Genomic DNA, 15,103 nt, shown 5'->3' on the forward strand with positions numbered 1-15,103 from the left:
AACCACACAACCCGAGGCCCGCGACGGTGGGCCGACGTGCGGCCGGCCCACCGTAGGGGTCACTCGCTGCGGGCGGTCTCCGGGCCGGTGATCCGTTCCAGCAGCGGCAGGGTGGCGGCGACGACGGCCAGGCAGCCCAGGACGCCGAGCGCCACCACCGCCGCGAACCCGGCCCCCGGCATGCGCAGGTCGTAGTGCATCTGCGCGCGCAGGAACAGGTGCGCGGTGACCAGTCCCATCCCGACCGCCACCACGGCGACGGTCAGCAGCGGCACCACGCTCTCCAGGGCCACCACCCGGCGCAGCAGCCGTACCGGGGCGCCACTGAGCCGCAGCAGGCTGAACGGCCGTTTCCGTTCGCTGAGGCCGGCCGCCACCGCCACGGCCAGGCTGCACCCGGCGAGCACGAGACCGGCCACCACGACGATGTCGGCCAGCCGCTGCCAGCCCCGCATCGTGTCGGCGAAGTCGGCCTCGAAGTCGCCCGGCACGTTCGGCGCCACGAAGAAGCCCGGGAAGGCGGCTTCGAGGATCGTGCGGGCGCGCTCGACAGCGGCCGGGTCCTCCGCCTCGACCGCCACCGACCCCGCCGGCAGCCTTGGGAGGGCGGCCGGGTCCACCGGGGACGACGGCCAGATCCGGTCGGCCGAGGCGGACTCCCGCCAGGGGATCAGGTCCGGCGGCACCTCGGCGACGCTCGCCCCGGCTGCGCACCGCCCGTAGGCGGGCGGGATGTCCGCGCAGGCGATCACACCGGAGTCGCGGCCGTCACCGCGTACCGGGTTCTCCCGGACGAGCACCGGGTTGCGTACGCCGGGGACGGCGGCGAGGTCGGCCAGCAGCGTGCCCGGCGCCGGGGCGTCGTCCGTCAGCACCATCGACAACCGGCCGGCCTCCAGGGAACCCCGGGGCGCGGGACCACGCTCGTACGTGATCGTCCCCATCACGCCGACCGCCACCGTCGTGACGAACAGCGCGAGCATCACCCCGCCCACCGCGCGGAACCCGGCGGCCGGATTGTCGGCGAGCCGGCGCGCGGCGATGAGCGCGGCAGGCCGGCTGGCGCGAGCGGCCATCGCCCGGGCGCCGACCATGGTCAGCCACGGGCCACCCGTGATCAGCCCGACCATGACCAGCAGCAGCGCGGGCAGGAACAGCGCGGTCTGACCGTCCGACGTGGGGGGCCGGTACACCAGGGCGAAGCCCAGCCCGGCCAGGCCGAGCGCGAGCGGGATCAGCCGGTACACCCGGGGCGGCCGGGGCGTGACCCGGCGGGTGACGCCGAGCGGGGAGATCCGGACCCGGCGCAGCGCGAGCCAGGCCGCGGCCGCCGCGCCCGCCGGCACGCCGAGCGCCACCAGGGCGGCCTCCGGCACGCCGAGGGCCATGTCGCCGGGGAAGAACGGCATGCCGGTGAGCGGGATGCCGGCGAGCTGCCCACGGAACGCGAAGAACAAGGCGAAGCCGGCCGCCGCGCCGGCCGCCGCCGCGAGCGCGGCCTCGACGGCCGCGACCGCCGAGATCTGCCGGGGCGTGGCCCCGACCAGCCGCATCGCGGCGAACCGTTGCTCCCGGCGGGCGGCGCCGAGCCGGGTCGCCGTGCCGATGAAGACGAGTACGGGGAACAGCAGCCCGCCCGCGACCACGCCGAGGATGAGGTCCACAGCCGCCCCCGGCAGCGAGGCGACGTTGCCGTCGAGCCGGGTGATTTTCCGGACCTGGTCCAGCCTCCCGACCTGCTCCGGGGTGCCGCCGACCAGGACGAGCAGCGTGTCCGGCGAGGTGAGCGCCGCCGGCCCGACCTCGCCGAGGTCCCGGCCCGGGTAGCGGTCGGCGAGCTGGTCGGCGGGGGCGGTCGCCAGCAGCTTCCGCAGCGCCGGGGAGGCGTAGAACTCGCCCGGCCCCGGGACGCGGGGAACGCCGATCGGGGTGGGCGCGTCCGGGCCGGTCGCGGCGACGTCGACGCGGATGATCTGATCGCCCCGGAAGTAGTCGGTCCGGGTGGACCAGAGCAGCGGGTCGGCGGACCCGTCGGCCGTCTCCTGCGGGTACATCGACGCGTACCGGGTGAGCTGGGCGTCGGCGGCGTGCACACCGGCGAGCGTGGTGAGCAGCAGCCCGGTGCCGACCGCGACGGCGGCGGCGATGGCGACCAGCCGGAGCAGCGCCTCCCGGCCACCGGCGACGGCGAGCCGGAGCGCCAGCCCGATCACGAGAGGACCCCGGCGGGCGCGTTGACCCGGCCGTCCCGCACCATGACCTCCCGGTCGGCGTACGCGGCGATGCGCGCCTCGTGAGTGACCAGGACGACAGTGGTGCCGCGCTCGCGGGCGGCGTCCATCAGCAGCGCCATCACCTCCTCGCCGGTGAGCGAGTCGAGCGCGCCGGTGGGCTCGTCGGCGAACAGCACCCGCGGCTCGGCCACCAGGCCGCGAGCCAGCGCGACCCGCTGGGCCTGCCCGCCGGACAGCTCGCCGGAGCGGCGGTGCTCCAGGCCGGCCAGCCCGAGGCGCTCGAACCAGCCCTGCGCCGCGCGCAGCGCCGGGGTGCGGCGGACGCCGCGCAGCAGCAGCGGCAACGCCACGTTCTCGGCCGCGGTGAGTTCCGGCACGAGCTGGCCGAACTGGAAGACGAAGCCGAAGCTGTCCCGGCGCAACGTGCTCCGGTCGGCCTCGCCGAGCGTGTCGATCCGGGTGCCGTCGAACCGGATCTCACCGGAGTCGGGGCGCAGGATGCCGGCCAGGCAGTGCAGCAACGTCGACTTGCCGGAGCCGCTCGGTCCCATCACGGCGACGACCTCACCGGCCGCCACGGCGAGGCTCGCGCCGCGCAGGGCGGGTGTCTCGCCGAACGCGTACGTGACGTCGCGTGCCTCGATCATCGGGCTCATGGCCGTACCGCCTTTCCCAGGGCGTCCAGTCGGGCGCCTGTCGTCTCGATCCACCGCAGGTCCGCCTCCAGGTGGTAGAGGCCGTGGTCGGCGAGCATCACGTCGACGAGTTCGCCGTTGCGTTTGATCTCGGTGAGTTCGCGCATCCGGCGCAGGTGGGCGGCGCGCTGGGTGTCCAGGTACTCCTCGGCCGGGCGGTCGAGCATCAGCGCGAGCACGACCTTGGTGAACAGCAGGGTCTGCAGGTGCGGTTCCGGCTCGACCGGCTCGGTCAGCCAGTGCTCCACCTCGGTGGCGCCCAGGTCGGTGATGACGTAGCGCTTGCGGTCCGGCCCCGCGCCGGGAGCGACGTCGCCGACCACCACCTTGCCGTCGCGGGCCAGCCGGCTCAGCGTCGAGTAGACCTGCCCGTACGGCAGCGGCTTGCCGCGCCCGAAGAAGGTGTCGTAGTCGCGCTTGAGGTCGTAGCCGTGGCTCGGTTCGCGTTCGAGCAGCCCGAGCAGGGTCAGGGGAACCGTCATGACCGGAGACTACACCGGGTGTATACCTCGCGTATATAGCTGACCCGGCAGTGGAACGGGCGACCGCACGACGCACACTTGACGGCATGGAGAACGAGCTCGCGATTTCCGTGCGAGGGCTGCGCAAGGCGTACGGCGACAACGTCGCCGTGGCCGGGGTGGACCTGGACGTCCACCGGGGCGAGGTGTTCGCCCTGCTCGGCCCGAACGGCGCCGGCAAGACCACCACGGTCGAGATCCTGGAGGGCTACCGGCAGCGCGACGCCGGCGAGGTACGCGTCCTCGGCGCCGACCCCGCCCACCCCGACGCCGGCTGGCGCTCCCGGGTCGGCATCGTGCTCCAGGGCACCGGCGAGTTCGACGAGCTCAGCGTCATCGAGGTGGTCCGCCACTTCTCCGGCTTCTACCCGGGCGCCGACGACCCGGACAAGGTGGTCGAGCGGGTCGGGCTGGGCGCCAAGGCCAGGGCGCGTACGCACACGCTCTCCGGCGGGCAGAAGCGCCGCCTCGACGTGGCGCTGGGCATCATCGGCCGCCCCGAGCTGCTCTTCCTCGACGAGCCGACCACCGGCTTCGACCCGGAGGCCCGGCGCGAGTTCTGGGAGCTGATCCGGGACCTGTCCGCCGCCGGCACCACGATCGTGCTCACCACCCACTACCTGGACGAGGCCGAGGCGCTCGCCGACCGGGTCGGCGTGATCGCCGCCGGCCGGGTGATCGAGGTCGCGCCGCCGAACCGGCTGGGCAACCGGCAGGAGTCGCTGGCGACCGTCTCCTGGCGTACCCCGGACGGAACGCCGGCCTCGGCGGAGACCGCGACGCCGACGGCGCTGGTGGCCGACCTGGCCGCGCGCTTCGGCGGCGAGGTACCCGGCCTCACCGTGACCCGGCCGACCCTGGAAGACGTCTACCTGCGGATGATCGGACACTCATGACCACCACGACGAACCCCGCGGCGCCGGTCACCGCCGCCGCGGCCCGGCGGCCCGGCGCCGGCGCGCTGGCGCTGCGCCAGGGGCGGCTGGAAATCACCCAGTTCCTGCGCAGCCGGGAGTCCGTCGTGTTCACGATGGGCTTCCCGATCATCATGATCCTGATCTTCGCGGCGATCTTCAGCGACGAGATCGCGCCCGGGGTCAGCTACACGCAGTACTTCATCACCGGCATGATCGCGACGGGCCTGATGACCGTCAGCTTCCAGAACCTCGGCATCTGGATCCCGATCGAGCGGGACCGGGGCGTACTCAAGCGCTACCGCGGTACGCCGATGCCGAAGTGGGTCTGGTTCGCCGGCAAGGTGATCATGGTGGTGGCCATCGGCATCGCCGAGACCGTGCTGCTGCTCGCCGTCTCGGTGGCGATGTTCGACCTGGACCTGCCGCAGACCACCGCCAAGTGGCTGACGTTCGCCTGGGTCTCAGTCCTCGGCGTCACCGCCTGCACGCTCTGCGGCATCGCCATCTCGTCGCTGGCCCGCACCGCCCGCAGCGGCTCGGCAGTGGTCACCCCGGTCGCGCTGGTGCTTCAGTTCATCTCCGGCGTGTTCTTCGTCTTCACCAGCCTGCCCACCTGGATGCAGCAGGTCGCGGCGATCTTCCCGCTCAAGTGGATGTGCCAGGGGCTGCGCTCGGTCTTCCTGCCGGACAGCTTCGGCGCGCGGGAGCCGGGCGGCTCGTTCGAGCTGGGCACCGTCGCGCTGGTGCTGGGCGCCTGGTGCGTCATCGGCCTGGTGCTCTGCCTGACCACGTTCCGCTGGACCACCAAGCGCGACGGCTGACCACCGGGCCGCCCTCGCTCATCCGCCGTCGACCAGCGCCGCACCCAGCGGCGTACGCCAGTAGAGCACCTCGCGCCCGGACCGCCGCTTGCCGACCGCGCCCGCATCGAGCAGCACGCGCAGGTGATCGCTGACAGTGCCGAGGGACAGCCCGGTCACCACCACGAGCTGCGACGTGCTCAACGGCGCGTCCAGCCGGGCCAGGATCTCCGCCCGGTTCGCGCCGATCAGCCGGGCCAGGCCGTCCGGCGCCGGTGAGGTCGGGTCGACCAGGATCCCGCGCGCCGGATAGACCATCCCGAACCGGGTCGGCGCGTCCCAGACCACCCAGCCGCGGCGGCAGTGGGCCGGCACGAACACCAGCTGCTCGGCCGCGTGCAGGGACAGCGGCGGCTCCGGGTAGTCGTTCACCTGGAGGCGGCCGTCGCCCAGCCACCGCACGTTGCGGTTGATGTCGGCGATCGCCCCGGCCAGGCCGCGCGTGCTCAGGGCGGCGGTGCGGGCCACGATGTCCGCCCGCAGCCGGCGTTCCCGCTCCGGCCACTCCGGCGCGACGGTGTGGGCCCAGATCCAGTCGAGGAGTTCCACGACCTGCCCGGTGAGCCCGTCCGCCAGCAGTTCGGCCGCCAGCGGGCCCGGCCGGGTCGCACGCAGGTCGGCCCGGATCCGCTCGTCGGACAACCGCTCGACGGCCGCCAGCTCCTCGGCGAACGTCGGGTCCCCCGAGGCGGGCGCGATGGTGAGGAAGTCCGCGACCCACCTGAGGTTGAACGACGCCGCCACCAGCGCCCGGACCACCGGCCGGGCGGCCAGCATCCGCCGGAACGCGTCCACGTGCGGCCGTCGCCAGGCCTGCTCCCAGGGGACGTGCGGATGGCGCAGCGCCTTCAGCGCGCCGACGGTCTCGGCCATCGGCGACACCGTAAAACGACTCCGCGCGACCAGATCGGACGGCACCTGCCAGACGCCCACGTTTCGCCTCCAGACGTAACTCTAGGGATTCCACCGACGGCCCACCGACCATGCCCGGGTGAGAACGTACGCAGAACTGTTCGCGGTCCGGGAGTTCCGCAACCTGTTCCTGGCGAACTGCGCCGGGATCGCCGCACACACCACGTCGGCGCTCGCCCTGGGCGCCCTGACCTACGCGTCGACCGGCTCGGCGCTGCTCACCGCGCTGAGCATGTTCGGGGCGCCGCTGGCCGGTGTCCTCGGCAGCCTGACGCTGCTGTCCGCCGCGGACAGCGTGCCGCCGCGCCGGGCGATGACGTTCGCCGCCCTGCTCGCCACCGCCGCGGCGGCGCTCCAGGCGATACCCGGACTGCCGCTGTGGGCCCGCTTCGCGATCATCTTCGTCAACGCGTACGTGGGCTCCGTCGCCGGCGGCGCCAAATGGGCGCTGCTCACCGACATCGTGCCGGTGAACGCCTACGTGCTGGCCCGGGCCACCATGAACACGAGCGTCGGCGTCATGCAGATCGCCGGGTTCGGGCTGGCCGGCGTCCTGCTCGTCTGGCTGAGCCCGTACCAGGTGTTCCTGCTCGCCCTGACCCTGCGGGCGGTGTCCGCCGCGGTGGGATGGTTCGGGCTCACCGAGCGTCCGGCCCGGACCACCGAGCGGGTCACTGTCGCGCGCACCCTGCACGTGAACCGGATGCTCTGGGCCCACCCCGGCCGCCGGTCGCTCCTGCTCAACCTCTGGGTACCGGGCGGCCTGATCGTCGGCTGCGAGGCGCTGTTCGTCCCGTACGCGGCCGGCCGCGCCGGCTTCCTGCTCGCCGCTGCCGCCCTCGGCATGCTGGCCGGGGACGTGGTGGTCGGGCGGTTCCTGACCCCGGCCCACCGCGAGCGGTGGCTCCACCCGCTGCGGGTGCTGCTCCCCCTGCCGTACCTGCTCATCCTGCTGTCGCCGCCGCTGCCGGTGGCCATGGCCGTCGCGCTCGTCGCCTCGGTCGGCTACGCCTCCACCCTGCCCATGCAGGAACGGCTGATCGCCCACTCACCGCCCGAGAGCCGGGGCCAGGTGCTCGGCCTGCACGGCAACGGCATGCTCGCCGGGCAGGCGGTGTGCGCCGCGCTCGCCGGGGCGCTCGCCGACCTGACCACCCCGGCGCACGCCGTCGCGTTGCTCGCCGCCGTGGCCCTGGCCGCCACCGTCGCGCTCACCCCCGGACTGCGGCGCACCACCCCGGGTCGTTACGGCGGCGAGCCGAGCAGCAGACCCGCGACGGCCAGCCCGGCCCCGTGAACCGGAGGCGGCGCGCGGCTCCCCGCGGCGCGTACCGGATGGCACACTCGCCCGCATGGCACACACGCTGACCCGGCGGGCGGCGCTCACCGCCGCCGGGCTCGCCGGGGTCGGCCTGGTCGGCGGCCTGGCCGCCCGGCAACTGTCCGGCCCCCGACCGGGTCCGGCACCGGCCCTGCCGGACGCGCCCGCCGGTGACGAGCGGATGATCCGCATCGCCTCCGCCGCCCGCGGCCGCGAGGTGGACTTCTGGACGGCGGTGCCCGACGGGTACGGCGACGGCCGCGGCCTGCCCGTCTGCCTGGTGCTGCACGGCGCGTCGGCCACCCCGCGCGACTACGGCCGGTTCGGGCTGGCCCGCTTCCTCACCGACGCGGTACGCCGGGGCGCCCCACCGTTCGCGCTCGCCGGCGCCACCGGCGGGCGGCTGTCCTGGCGTGCCTCGGGCGACGACGACCCGCAGCGGATGGTGCGCGAGGAGGTGCCCACCTGGTGCGCCCGGCGCGGCTTCGACAGCAGCCGGCTGGCCGTGTGGGGCTGGTCGATGGGCGGCTTCGGCGCGTTGCTGCTCGCCGAGGCGTACCCGAAGTGGCTGCGGATGGCGGCGGCCTTCTCCCCCGCGGTGAGCCCCGGCGACGCGGTCTTCACCGGCGTCGGGAAGGTGCGCGGCACCCCGGTCGGGCTGTGGTGCGGGCGGCAGGACAACTTCCTCAAGGATGTCCGGGCGCTGGCCCGGGCGCTGCCCGAGGAGCCGGTACGCGCCGCCTGGGCCGACGGGCGGCACAACTTCGGCTACTGGGGCACCGTCATCCCGGACGCGTTCGCGCTGCTCGGCGCCGCGCTCAGCCCGCCCCGGACGTGAACCGCCCCCGGCCGCGCGGGCCGGGGGCGGGACGGCCCGGTCAGTACGAGTAGAAGCCCTGGCCGGTCTTGCGGCCCAGGTCGCCGGCGGTGGCCATGCGCTGCAGCAGCTCCGGCGGGAAGAACTTCTCGTCGGCGGTGTCGGTGTAGATGTTGCGGGTCGCGTTCAGGAGCACGTCCACGCCGGTCAGGTCGACGGTGGCCAGCGGGCCCATGGCGTGGCCGAAGCCCAGCTTGCAGGCGGTGTCCAGGTCCTCGGCGGAGATCACGCCGGACTCGACGAGCTTGACCGCCTCCATCGCCAGCGCGCAGATCAGCCGGGTGGTGACGAAACCGGCGATGTCCCGGTTGACCACCACCACCGTCTTGCCGATCTCCTCGGCGAACGACTTGACGGTGTCCATCGTCGCGTCGCTGGTCTTGTAGCCGCGTACCAGCTCGCAGAGCTTCATCATCGGCACCGGCGAGAAGAAGTGCGTGCCGACGACCGACTCCGGGCGCTCGGTGGCGGTGGCGATCTGGGTCACCGGGATGGCCGAGGTGTTGGTGGCCAGCACCGCGTCCGCCTTGCAGATCTTGTCCAGCGCGCGGAACACCTCGTGCTTGATCTCGATCTTCTCGAAGACCGCCTCGACCACGATGTCCGCGTCGGCGGCCGCCTCCAGGTCGGTGGTCGGGGTGATCCGGCCCAGCGTCGCCTCGACGTCGGACGCCTCGATCTTGCCCTTCTCGGCGAACTTCGTCAGCGACTTCCGGATGCCGTCCACGCCCCGCTTCGTGGCCGCGTCGTCGATGTCGCGCAGCGTCACCTGCCAGCCCGCCTGCGCCGCCACCTGGGCGATGCCCGAGCCCATCAGCCCGGCACCGACGACCGCGAGTCGACCCGCCATCTGCTTCTCCCTCGCCGTGTTCTGCAACGTCTGCCAGAACCCTACTTAACGACGGATAAGCACCGGCTGTCAGATGGCCAGGTCCGGCTCCTCCGGCGCGGTGCCGCGTTCCACCTCGACGCCGAGCGCCCGCAGGTCCGCCACGAAGTCCGGGTAGCCCCGGTCGACGTGGTGCACGTGCGAGACCTCGGTCAGCCCGTCCGCGCAGAGCCCGGCGATGATCAGGCCGGCGCCGGCCCGGATGTCGGTCGCGCGTACCGGGGCGCCGGACAGCCGCTCCCGGCCGCACACCAGCGCGTGGTGGCCGTCGGTACGGATCTCCGCGCCCAGCCGCATCATCTCGTTGGCGAACATGAACCGGCCGTCGAAGATGTTCTCGGTGATCAGCGAGCCGCCCTCGCTGACCGCCGCCAGCCCGATCGCCATCGGCAGCAGGTCGGTGGCGAAGCCCGGGTACGGCAGCGTCACCACGTCCACCGCCCGGGGGCGGTCGTCCATCCGTACCCGGAAGGCGTCGCCCCGGGTCTCCACCAGGCCGCCGGCCGCGACAAGCTTGTCCAGCGCGACCTCCAGGTACGCCGGGTCCAGGCCGGTCACCGTCACGTCGCCGCGGGTCATCGCGGCGGCGAACGCCCAGGTGCCGGCCACGATCCGGTCCCCCACCGTGGCGTGCCGGACCGGCCGCAGCTCGGGTACGCCGACGATGTGCAGCGTCGACGTGCCGGCCCCTTCGATCCGGGCGCCCATGTTGTTCAGCATCGTGCAGATGTCGACGATCTCCGGCTCCCGGGCCGCGTTGTCGATCGTCGTGGCGCCCCGGGCCAGCACCGCCGCCATGACCAGGTTCTCGGTCGCGCCCACGCTCGGGAAGTCCAGCAGGATGTCGGCGCCGTGCAGCCCGTCCGGGGCCTCGGCGATGACGAAGCCGTGCTCACCGGAGATCTCCGCGCCCATCCGGGCCAGCCCGGCGATGTGCATGTCCAGGCCGCGTGAGCCGATCGCGTCGCCGCCCGGGTGGGCCACCCGGACGTACCCCCGGCGGGCCAACAGCGGGCCGAGCACGCAGATCGACGCGCGCAGCCGCCGCACCAGGTCGTAGTCGGCCTCCGCGCCCGGCCGTTCCGGCACGTCGATGAGCACCGAGCGGGACCGCTCCACACCGCCGTGGGCCACCATCGGGTCGACCGGGTCGTCCGGGCCGAAACGTACGCCGCAGCCGAGCCGCCGCAGCACCTCGCCCATGATCGCGATGTCGGTGATCCGGGGCACGTTGGTGATCAGGCTGCGGCCGGGCGCGAGCAACGCGGCGGCCATCAGCTTCAGCGCGGAGTTCTTCGCACCCACCACGTGCACGGCACCGGCGAGCCGGGCGTCACCGCGTACCCGGATGACGTCGACGTCGTTGAGGGCCGGATCTCCCGCGTCCCCCGGCCCTACCGGGCTCGGCCGGGCCGGGATGGTCAGGTCGGGTATCCGTAGGCTGTGCGTCATGGCCGTCCACCTCACGCGCATCTACACCAAGGCCGGCGACGCCGGCATGACCAGGCTGAGCAACAACGAGCAGGTGCCGAAGACCGATCCGCGCATCGCCGCGTACGCGGACGTGGACGAGTGCAACGCCTCGATCGGCGTCGCGCTCGCCCTGGGGCAGCTCTCCGACGAGCTGCGAGCTGTGCTGGAATCCGTGCAGAACGACATGTTCGACGTCGGCGCGGACCTGGCGACGCCGGTGGAGCCGGACCCGAAGTACCCGCCGCTGCGGGTGACCGAGGAGTACGTCGAGTGCCTCGAGGGCTGGTGCGACGAGTACAACGCGCGCCTGAGCAAGCTCGACTCCTTCATCCTCCCCGGCGGCACCGCGGGCGCGGCACTGCTGCACGTGGCACGGACGACCGCCCGGCGCGCCGAGCGTGCGGCATGGGCGCTGGTCGCACACGACCCCGATCGGACCAGTCCCCTGCCGGCCAAGTATCTCAACCGGCTCTCCGATTTGCTCTTTATCCTGTCAAGAACGGCAAATCCGGACGGCGACGTGCTATGGGTTCCGGGCGGGAAGCGCTGATCATCCGCATCACGTGGAGGGCTGGGTACCCGGCCTGACGCCGGCCAGTCCTTCGCGGGGCCGGCTTCTCGCCGAGCTTTTGGATACGTGAAAGGCCGGCACCCCGTCTTGGGGGTGCCGGCCTTTCACGTGTGTCTGTTACTTGTTCCAGTGTGCGGCGACGAGGTCGGCGGCCTGCTGCTCCCACTGGGCGTAGTGGTCGGGGTAGGCGGAGACCTGGACGGTCTGGGCGGCCTTGGTCAGTGGCATGTCCTGCCAGCCGTCGACCTGCTTCAGACCCTTCAGGAACGCGGTGGTGGAGTATTCGGGGTCGGTGATCTGCTCGACCGTGCCCCACCCGCTGGAGGGGCGCTGCTGGAACAGGCCCTGCGAGTCGTGGTCGTTGCGGTCACCGAGGTGGCCGAGGTTCTCCAGCTTCGACTCCTGCAACGCGGTGGCGATGGAGACGACGGCGGCGCGTTCGTCCATGCCGGCCTTCTTCGTGGCCGCGATGATCGCCTTCACATTCGCGGTCTGCTCGTCGTTCAACTCGATGCGCGACTGGTTGCCCTGCACACCGTGCGGGATCAGCTTGTCCGACTGGACGGTGGCCGTGACCGGCTTGGCGTTGGCCGTGGTGTCAGCCGCGTGCGCGGCGACCGGGCCGGCGAACACGCCACCGGTGAAGGCCAGACCAGCAATACCCAGGACGCTCTTACGCAGAATCGTGTTCATGATGGGGCTCCATTCGGGGGATCGACGCCCACACCGACAGGGGGTTCGGCGCGGGTGCGAGCACCGTCAGGCGCTCAACAGAAGTCTTCGCGGGGGATCTCGGCTGCTCGCGGGGCGCGGGGGGCCTCGGCGCGGCGCCGGAAGGATGTCCAACGACCGGCGGCCCGGCGTCATTCCCGGGCACCTCGCGCCACCGGCGGGGCGGCGCGGGTTCACGTCGTCGGAACCATGCTCAACGACCGACCGGGCGAGATGATTCCCGGCTTGCGGATGCCGCCTCGCTCGGGGAGCGAGCCGTTGCTCGGTCGTTCACCCGGTTACAACGCCCCGCACCTGCCCACGATTCCGCCACCAGAGTGCCGCCCACCACCCCCCGAACCGGACACCCACCCCACACACGCCAGATCTTCACCGCGCCCAGCCGGGCACCTCACTCTGCGCTCCGTGATCAAGGAGATTGCGGCACCTCCAGCGACCACGAGGGCCACAAACTCCTTGATCACCCCTGAAGAGGCCCTCTCCCGGCACCCACCACAGGGTTGATCATGAGGTTAGCGGCGACAAAACGGACACCGAGCGCCGCCAAGTTCATGATCAACCCGGCCGGGCGAGAGCAGGTCGGGGCGTAGCGGGCATCGGGAGCCACCCGAGCCTTCCGATCCCGTGGCGACTCAACGATCTTGGAGTTGTGGCACCTCGCGAACCTCGCTAAACCGGCATCGCGGGCGCCACAACTCCAAGATCGACGCTCAGAAGAGGGCTGCCCAGCACGCGCAGCCGAACTGGACGGGACCCGGGCAGCGGGTCCAACCGAGGATCAAAAGCTCGCCAGGCCCCACCAAGGTGTGGGAGCGCCGCCACTTCGGGGAGGTAGGCGTATCCCAGGCGCTGCGACACCGCCACTTCGGCGAGGTGGAGTCGATCAAGGAGCGGGGACCGCGGGGAGCCCGGCGACTCAGGGCCGAACGACGGCCAGGCGAACAGGCGAAAGCGTGAGGCCAGGGTCAGGCGGCGGGCCAGTCCTGGGAGGCCAGACGCGGCGAGGCCGCCCCGGGTGGGGCGGCCTCGAGCCAGGACAGGAATCCGGTGACCGTGGAACGCGCCATGGCGATCTCGACCGGCGCGTGGTGGCTGGTACAGCGCAGGATCACCCACTCGGCGGGCATCGACATGCGCTCCTGGCCCTCGGGCAGCCGGCGTCGCTCGACCGCCAACCCTTCGCGGGAGAGCACCCGCTTGGGGCGCAGCGCGAAGCTGAACATGCGGTACCAGCGAAGTTCGTCGCCGACGAAGCGACCGAACCCGGGCGACCAGCCACGACCGTCGAGCATCGTGGAGACGCGGACGCTCAGCCGGATGGTGCCACCACTACGGGTGAACAGTGCCCGCCGGATGAAGAGGATCAGAATGGCGACGACGATTACCGCTACGCCGATTCCGAACCCTTCGACGATCTCCATCGGCGGGTCGGCTCAGCGGGCCGGAGTGGCGGGGGTCGCGCTCTCGGCGAGCACCGTGACGCCCTCGCCGGTCACCGACAGGAAGCCGCCGGGTACGTCGTAGACGACCTGCTGGCCACCGGCCTGCTTGATGCGTACCTGGCTGGGCTCCGCGAGCTGGCCGAGCAGCGGTGCGTGCCCCGGCAGCACACCGAGCTCACCCTCGGTCGTCCGCGCGACGACCATTTCGGCCTCGCCGGTCCAGACCTTCTCCTCGACGGCTACGAGCTCGACGTGAAGCTGCTGTGCCACGCTGTCTCCTTGCTGCGGCGGCGGATTGCCGAAAGTCTAGTCGCGCCCCCGCGGCCCACCCAACGCGGGTGGTGAGACCCGGACCACCACGGCCCCGCACCCGCTCAGGCTACTTGGTCTTCTGAATGAAGTCGGGGTGCTCCAGGAGGAAAGCGTCGAGCTGTTCGGTACGCAGAGCGGTGAAGAAGTCCTCCGCCGGTTCGAGCAGCTGCTCACCCCGGTACGCGTTGCCGGTGCCGATCGACCCACCCGGCAGCTTGATCGTCTCGATCGCGTTGGGGCGGATGTCCTTGAGCGCCAGCCCGAAGTCCACCACGCTGTTGCCGCGCCCGTTGAAGACCAGCGACTTGCCGGCCGCCCGCAACACCCGGTCGAGCTTGACCGGGTTGGTCACCACGTCGGCGCTGAACGCCTGGCTCGCCATCGCCTTGACGAACTGCTGCTGGTGCCGCTGCCGGCCGTAGTCGCCGTCGGGCACGCCGTTCTTCGGGTAGCGCTGCCGGACGTAGTCCAGCGCCTGCCAGCCTTCGAGGTGGGCGTTGCCCTTCTTGTACACCGCCTGCGGCCCGAGGTAGCCGCCGCCACCGGGCCTGAGCTGGCGGGGCGTGCCGTCCGGCTGGAGGTGTTCGGAGCGCACCTCCCGCTCGATGTACATGTCGACGCCGCCCATGGCGTCGACGATCTTCTTGAAGCCACTGAAGTTGATGATCGCGCCGGCGTCGAAGCGCTTGATGCCGGTGACCCCCTGCACGGTCTTGCCGAGCAGCTCGAAGCCCTGCGCGGTGCTCGGGTTCTGCCCCGGCACGTTGCTGCCGTGCGACATGGCGGCGTTGAGCCGGTCGTTGCCGCCGGAGTAGTCGGCCTTCGGGAAGGCCGGGATGTCCACCCGCAGGTCGCGCGGGAGCGAGAAGAGGTAACCCCGGTCCATGCTGGTTGGCACGTGCAGCACCATGATCGAGTCGGCGAGCGGCCGGGCGGTCGACGTACGCGGGTCGACGCCGACGAGCAGGATGTTGAGCGGGCCCTTGATGTTGCTCTTCTTCTCGTTGGCGCCGGCGGCCTGGTCGCCGAAGAGGTCAGCCTTGCCGACCGATCCCTCGTAGCGGGCGACCAGGGCGCGGGAGCCGATCAGCACGGAGCCGCTGAGCACCACCATGACGATGCCCAGGATCGTGCAGACGCGGGCCCACCGGGGCACGCCGCGCCATCGGGACCGCTTGCCGCGGTCAGTGCCGCCCTTACCGCCCACGAGCATCTCCAATCGTCGCGCCCACGGGTAAGAGACGGGCGCGGGGGTCCGTTTGGTTGCAGAGATCAACGGCCGGGATGTGAAGTCGTGTCAGGAACGGTACCGCGCGATCCGGCGAACCGCTTGCCGGAGAACCGGGC

Annotated in this window: 15 protein-coding genes; 5 read left to right on the top strand and 10 right to left on the bottom strand. The window is 72.3% G+C overall.

Going from position 1 to position 15,103, the window contains the following annotated elements:
* Nucleotides 1-59 precede the first annotated feature (59 nt).
* Genes FHU28_RS28945 through FHU28_RS28955 form a run of 3 tightly spaced genes read right to left on the bottom strand, consistent with a single transcriptional unit; the run spans nt 60 to nt 3,411 of the window.
* The gene (locus FHU28_RS28945) at nt 60-2,213 is read right to left on the bottom strand and encodes an FtsX-like permease family protein (RefSeq protein ID WP_184688002.1); all 2,154 of its coding nucleotides are present in this window, start codon (nt 2,211-2,213) and stop codon (nt 60-62) included.
* Nucleotides 2,210-2,890: an ABC transporter ATP-binding protein gene (locus tag FHU28_RS28950; RefSeq protein ID WP_184688004.1), complete on the bottom strand. Its 681-nt coding sequence runs from the start codon at nt 2,888-2,890 to the stop codon at nt 2,210-2,212. The genes FHU28_RS28945 and FHU28_RS28950 overlap by 4 nt, the downstream gene beginning before the upstream one ends.
* On the bottom strand, nt 2,887-3,411 hold the full coding sequence (locus FHU28_RS28955) for a PadR family transcriptional regulator (RefSeq protein ID WP_184688007.1): 525 nt from the start codon (nt 3,409-3,411) through the stop codon (nt 2,887-2,889). The genes FHU28_RS28950 and FHU28_RS28955 overlap by 4 nt, the downstream gene beginning before the upstream one ends.
* Before the next feature lie 86 nt (nt 3,412-3,497).
* Here FHU28_RS28955 and FHU28_RS28960 point away from each other — a divergent pair, with 86 nt between their 5' ends.
* Complete coding sequence (locus FHU28_RS28960) at nt 3,498-4,346, top strand: ABC transporter ATP-binding protein (RefSeq protein WP_184688008.1); 849 nt, start codon at nt 3,498-3,500, stop codon at nt 4,344-4,346.
* Nucleotides 4,343-5,188: an ABC transporter permease gene (locus FHU28_RS28965; RefSeq protein ID WP_116508288.1), complete on the top strand. Its 846-nt coding sequence runs from the start codon at nt 4,343-4,345 to the stop codon at nt 5,186-5,188. Before FHU28_RS28960 ends, FHU28_RS28965 begins: the two co-directional genes overlap by 4 nt.
* An 18-nt stretch (nt 5,189-5,206) precedes the next feature.
* On the opposite strand, the gene FHU28_RS33155 is transcribed toward FHU28_RS28965, so the two are convergent.
* Entirely contained in the window at nt 5,207-6,100 is an 894-nt protein-coding gene (locus tag FHU28_RS33155; RefSeq protein ID WP_221453323.1) for an ArsR/SmtB family transcription factor, read from the bottom strand.
* A gap of 118 nt (nt 6,101-6,218) precedes the next feature.
* Here FHU28_RS33155 and FHU28_RS28975 point away from each other — a divergent pair, with 118 nt between their 5' ends.
* A complete protein-coding gene (locus tag FHU28_RS28975; RefSeq protein WP_184688012.1) occupies nt 6,219-7,436 on the top strand; it encodes an MFS transporter in 1,218 nt (405 codons plus the stop codon).
* Nucleotides 7,437-7,491: 55 nt separating this feature from the next.
* Nucleotides 7,492-8,298 (top strand): alpha/beta hydrolase, encoded by an 807-nt coding sequence (locus FHU28_RS28980; protein WP_184688014.1) that lies wholly within the window; start codon nt 7,492-7,494, stop codon nt 8,296-8,298.
* A 40-nt stretch (nt 8,299-8,338) separates the two neighbouring features.
* On the opposite strand, the gene FHU28_RS28985 is transcribed toward FHU28_RS28980, so the two are convergent.
* A complete protein-coding gene (locus tag FHU28_RS28985) occupies nt 8,339-9,187 on the bottom strand; it encodes a 3-hydroxyacyl-CoA dehydrogenase family protein (protein WP_013475365.1) in 849 nt (282 codons plus the stop codon).
* A 69-nt stretch (nt 9,188-9,256) separates the two neighbouring features.
* On the bottom strand, nt 9,257-10,678 hold the full coding sequence (gene murA, locus FHU28_RS28990; protein ID WP_184688016.1) for a UDP-N-acetylglucosamine 1-carboxyvinyltransferase: 1,422 nt from the start codon (nt 10,676-10,678) through the stop codon (nt 9,257-9,259).
* Between murA and FHU28_RS28995 the strand changes: the two genes are divergently transcribed.
* A complete protein-coding gene (locus FHU28_RS28995; RefSeq protein WP_184688018.1) occupies nt 10,677-11,249 on the top strand; it encodes a cob(I)yrinic acid a,c-diamide adenosyltransferase in 573 nt (190 codons plus the stop codon). The genes murA and FHU28_RS28995 overlap by 2 nt on opposite strands.
* A 138-nt stretch (nt 11,250-11,387) precedes the next feature.
* On the opposite strand, the gene FHU28_RS29000 is transcribed toward FHU28_RS28995, so the two are convergent.
* The 4 genes from FHU28_RS29000 to FHU28_RS29015 all read right to left on the bottom strand — a co-directional run bounded on the left by FHU28_RS29000 (nt 11,388) and on the right by FHU28_RS29015 (nt 14,969).
* Nucleotides 11,388-11,963: a hypothetical protein gene (locus FHU28_RS29000; protein WP_184688020.1), complete on the bottom strand. Its 576-nt coding sequence runs from the start codon at nt 11,961-11,963 to the stop codon at nt 11,388-11,390.
* Nucleotides 11,964-12,967: 1,004 nt separating this feature from the next.
* Nucleotides 12,968-13,423 (bottom strand): DUF2550 domain-containing protein, encoded by a 456-nt coding sequence (locus FHU28_RS29005; RefSeq protein WP_184688022.1) that lies wholly within the window; start codon nt 13,421-13,423, stop codon nt 12,968-12,970.
* A 12-nt stretch (nt 13,424-13,435) separates the two neighbouring features.
* Nucleotides 13,436-13,714: a F0F1 ATP synthase subunit epsilon gene (locus FHU28_RS29010; protein ID WP_073828657.1), complete on the bottom strand. Its 279-nt coding sequence runs from the start codon at nt 13,712-13,714 to the stop codon at nt 13,436-13,438.
* A gap of 109 nt (nt 13,715-13,823) precedes the next feature.
* Entirely contained in the window at nt 13,824-14,969 is a 1,146-nt protein-coding gene (locus FHU28_RS29015; protein ID WP_184688024.1) for an LCP family protein, read from the bottom strand.
* Nucleotides 14,970-15,103 lie beyond the last annotated feature (134 nt).

The organism is Micromonospora echinospora (assembly GCF_014203425.1).
GTDB lineage: Bacteria > Actinomycetota > Actinomycetes > Mycobacteriales > Micromonosporaceae > Micromonospora > Micromonospora echinospora_A.

Bases quoted from the DNA above. Each gene is read 5' to 3' on its own strand.
- FHU28_RS28950 (WP_184688004.1), bottom strand. From the start codon at position 2,890: ATGAGCCCGATGATCGAGGCACGCGACGTCACGTACGCGTTCGGCGAG.
- FHU28_RS28955 (WP_184688007.1), bottom strand. From the start codon at position 3,411: ATGACGGTTCCCCTGACCCTGCTCGGGCTGCTCGAACGCGAACCGAGC.
- FHU28_RS28960 (WP_184688008.1), top strand. From the start codon at position 3,498: ATGGAGAACGAGCTCGCGATTTCCGTGCGAGGGCTGCGCAAGGCGTAC.
- FHU28_RS28965 (WP_116508288.1), top strand. From the start codon at position 4,343: ATGACCACCACGACGAACCCCGCGGCGCCGGTCACCGCCGCCGCGGCC.
- FHU28_RS33155 (WP_221453323.1), bottom strand. From the start codon at position 6,100: ATGGCCGAGACCGTCGGCGCGCTGAAGGCGCTGCGCCATCCGCACGTC.
- FHU28_RS28980 (WP_184688014.1), top strand. From the start codon at position 7,492: ATGGCACACACGCTGACCCGGCGGGCGGCGCTCACCGCCGCCGGGCTC.
- FHU28_RS28985 (WP_013475365.1), bottom strand. From the start codon at position 9,187: ATGGCGGGTCGACTCGCGGTCGTCGGTGCCGGGCTGATGGGCTCGGGC.
- FHU28_RS28995 (WP_184688018.1), top strand. From the start codon at position 10,677: ATGGCCGTCCACCTCACGCGCATCTACACCAAGGCCGGCGACGCCGGC.
- murA (WP_184688016.1), bottom strand. From the start codon at position 10,678: ATGACGCACAGCCTACGGATACCCGACCTGACCATCCCGGCCCGGCCG.
- FHU28_RS29000 (WP_184688020.1), bottom strand. From the start codon at position 11,963: ATGAACACGATTCTGCGTAAGAGCGTCCTGGGTATTGCTGGTCTGGCC.
- FHU28_RS29005 (WP_184688022.1), bottom strand. From the start codon at position 13,423: ATGGAGATCGTCGAAGGGTTCGGAATCGGCGTAGCGGTAATCGTCGTC.
- FHU28_RS29015 (WP_184688024.1), bottom strand. From the start codon at position 14,969: ATGCTCGTGGGCGGTAAGGGCGGCACTGACCGCGGCAAGCGGTCCCGA.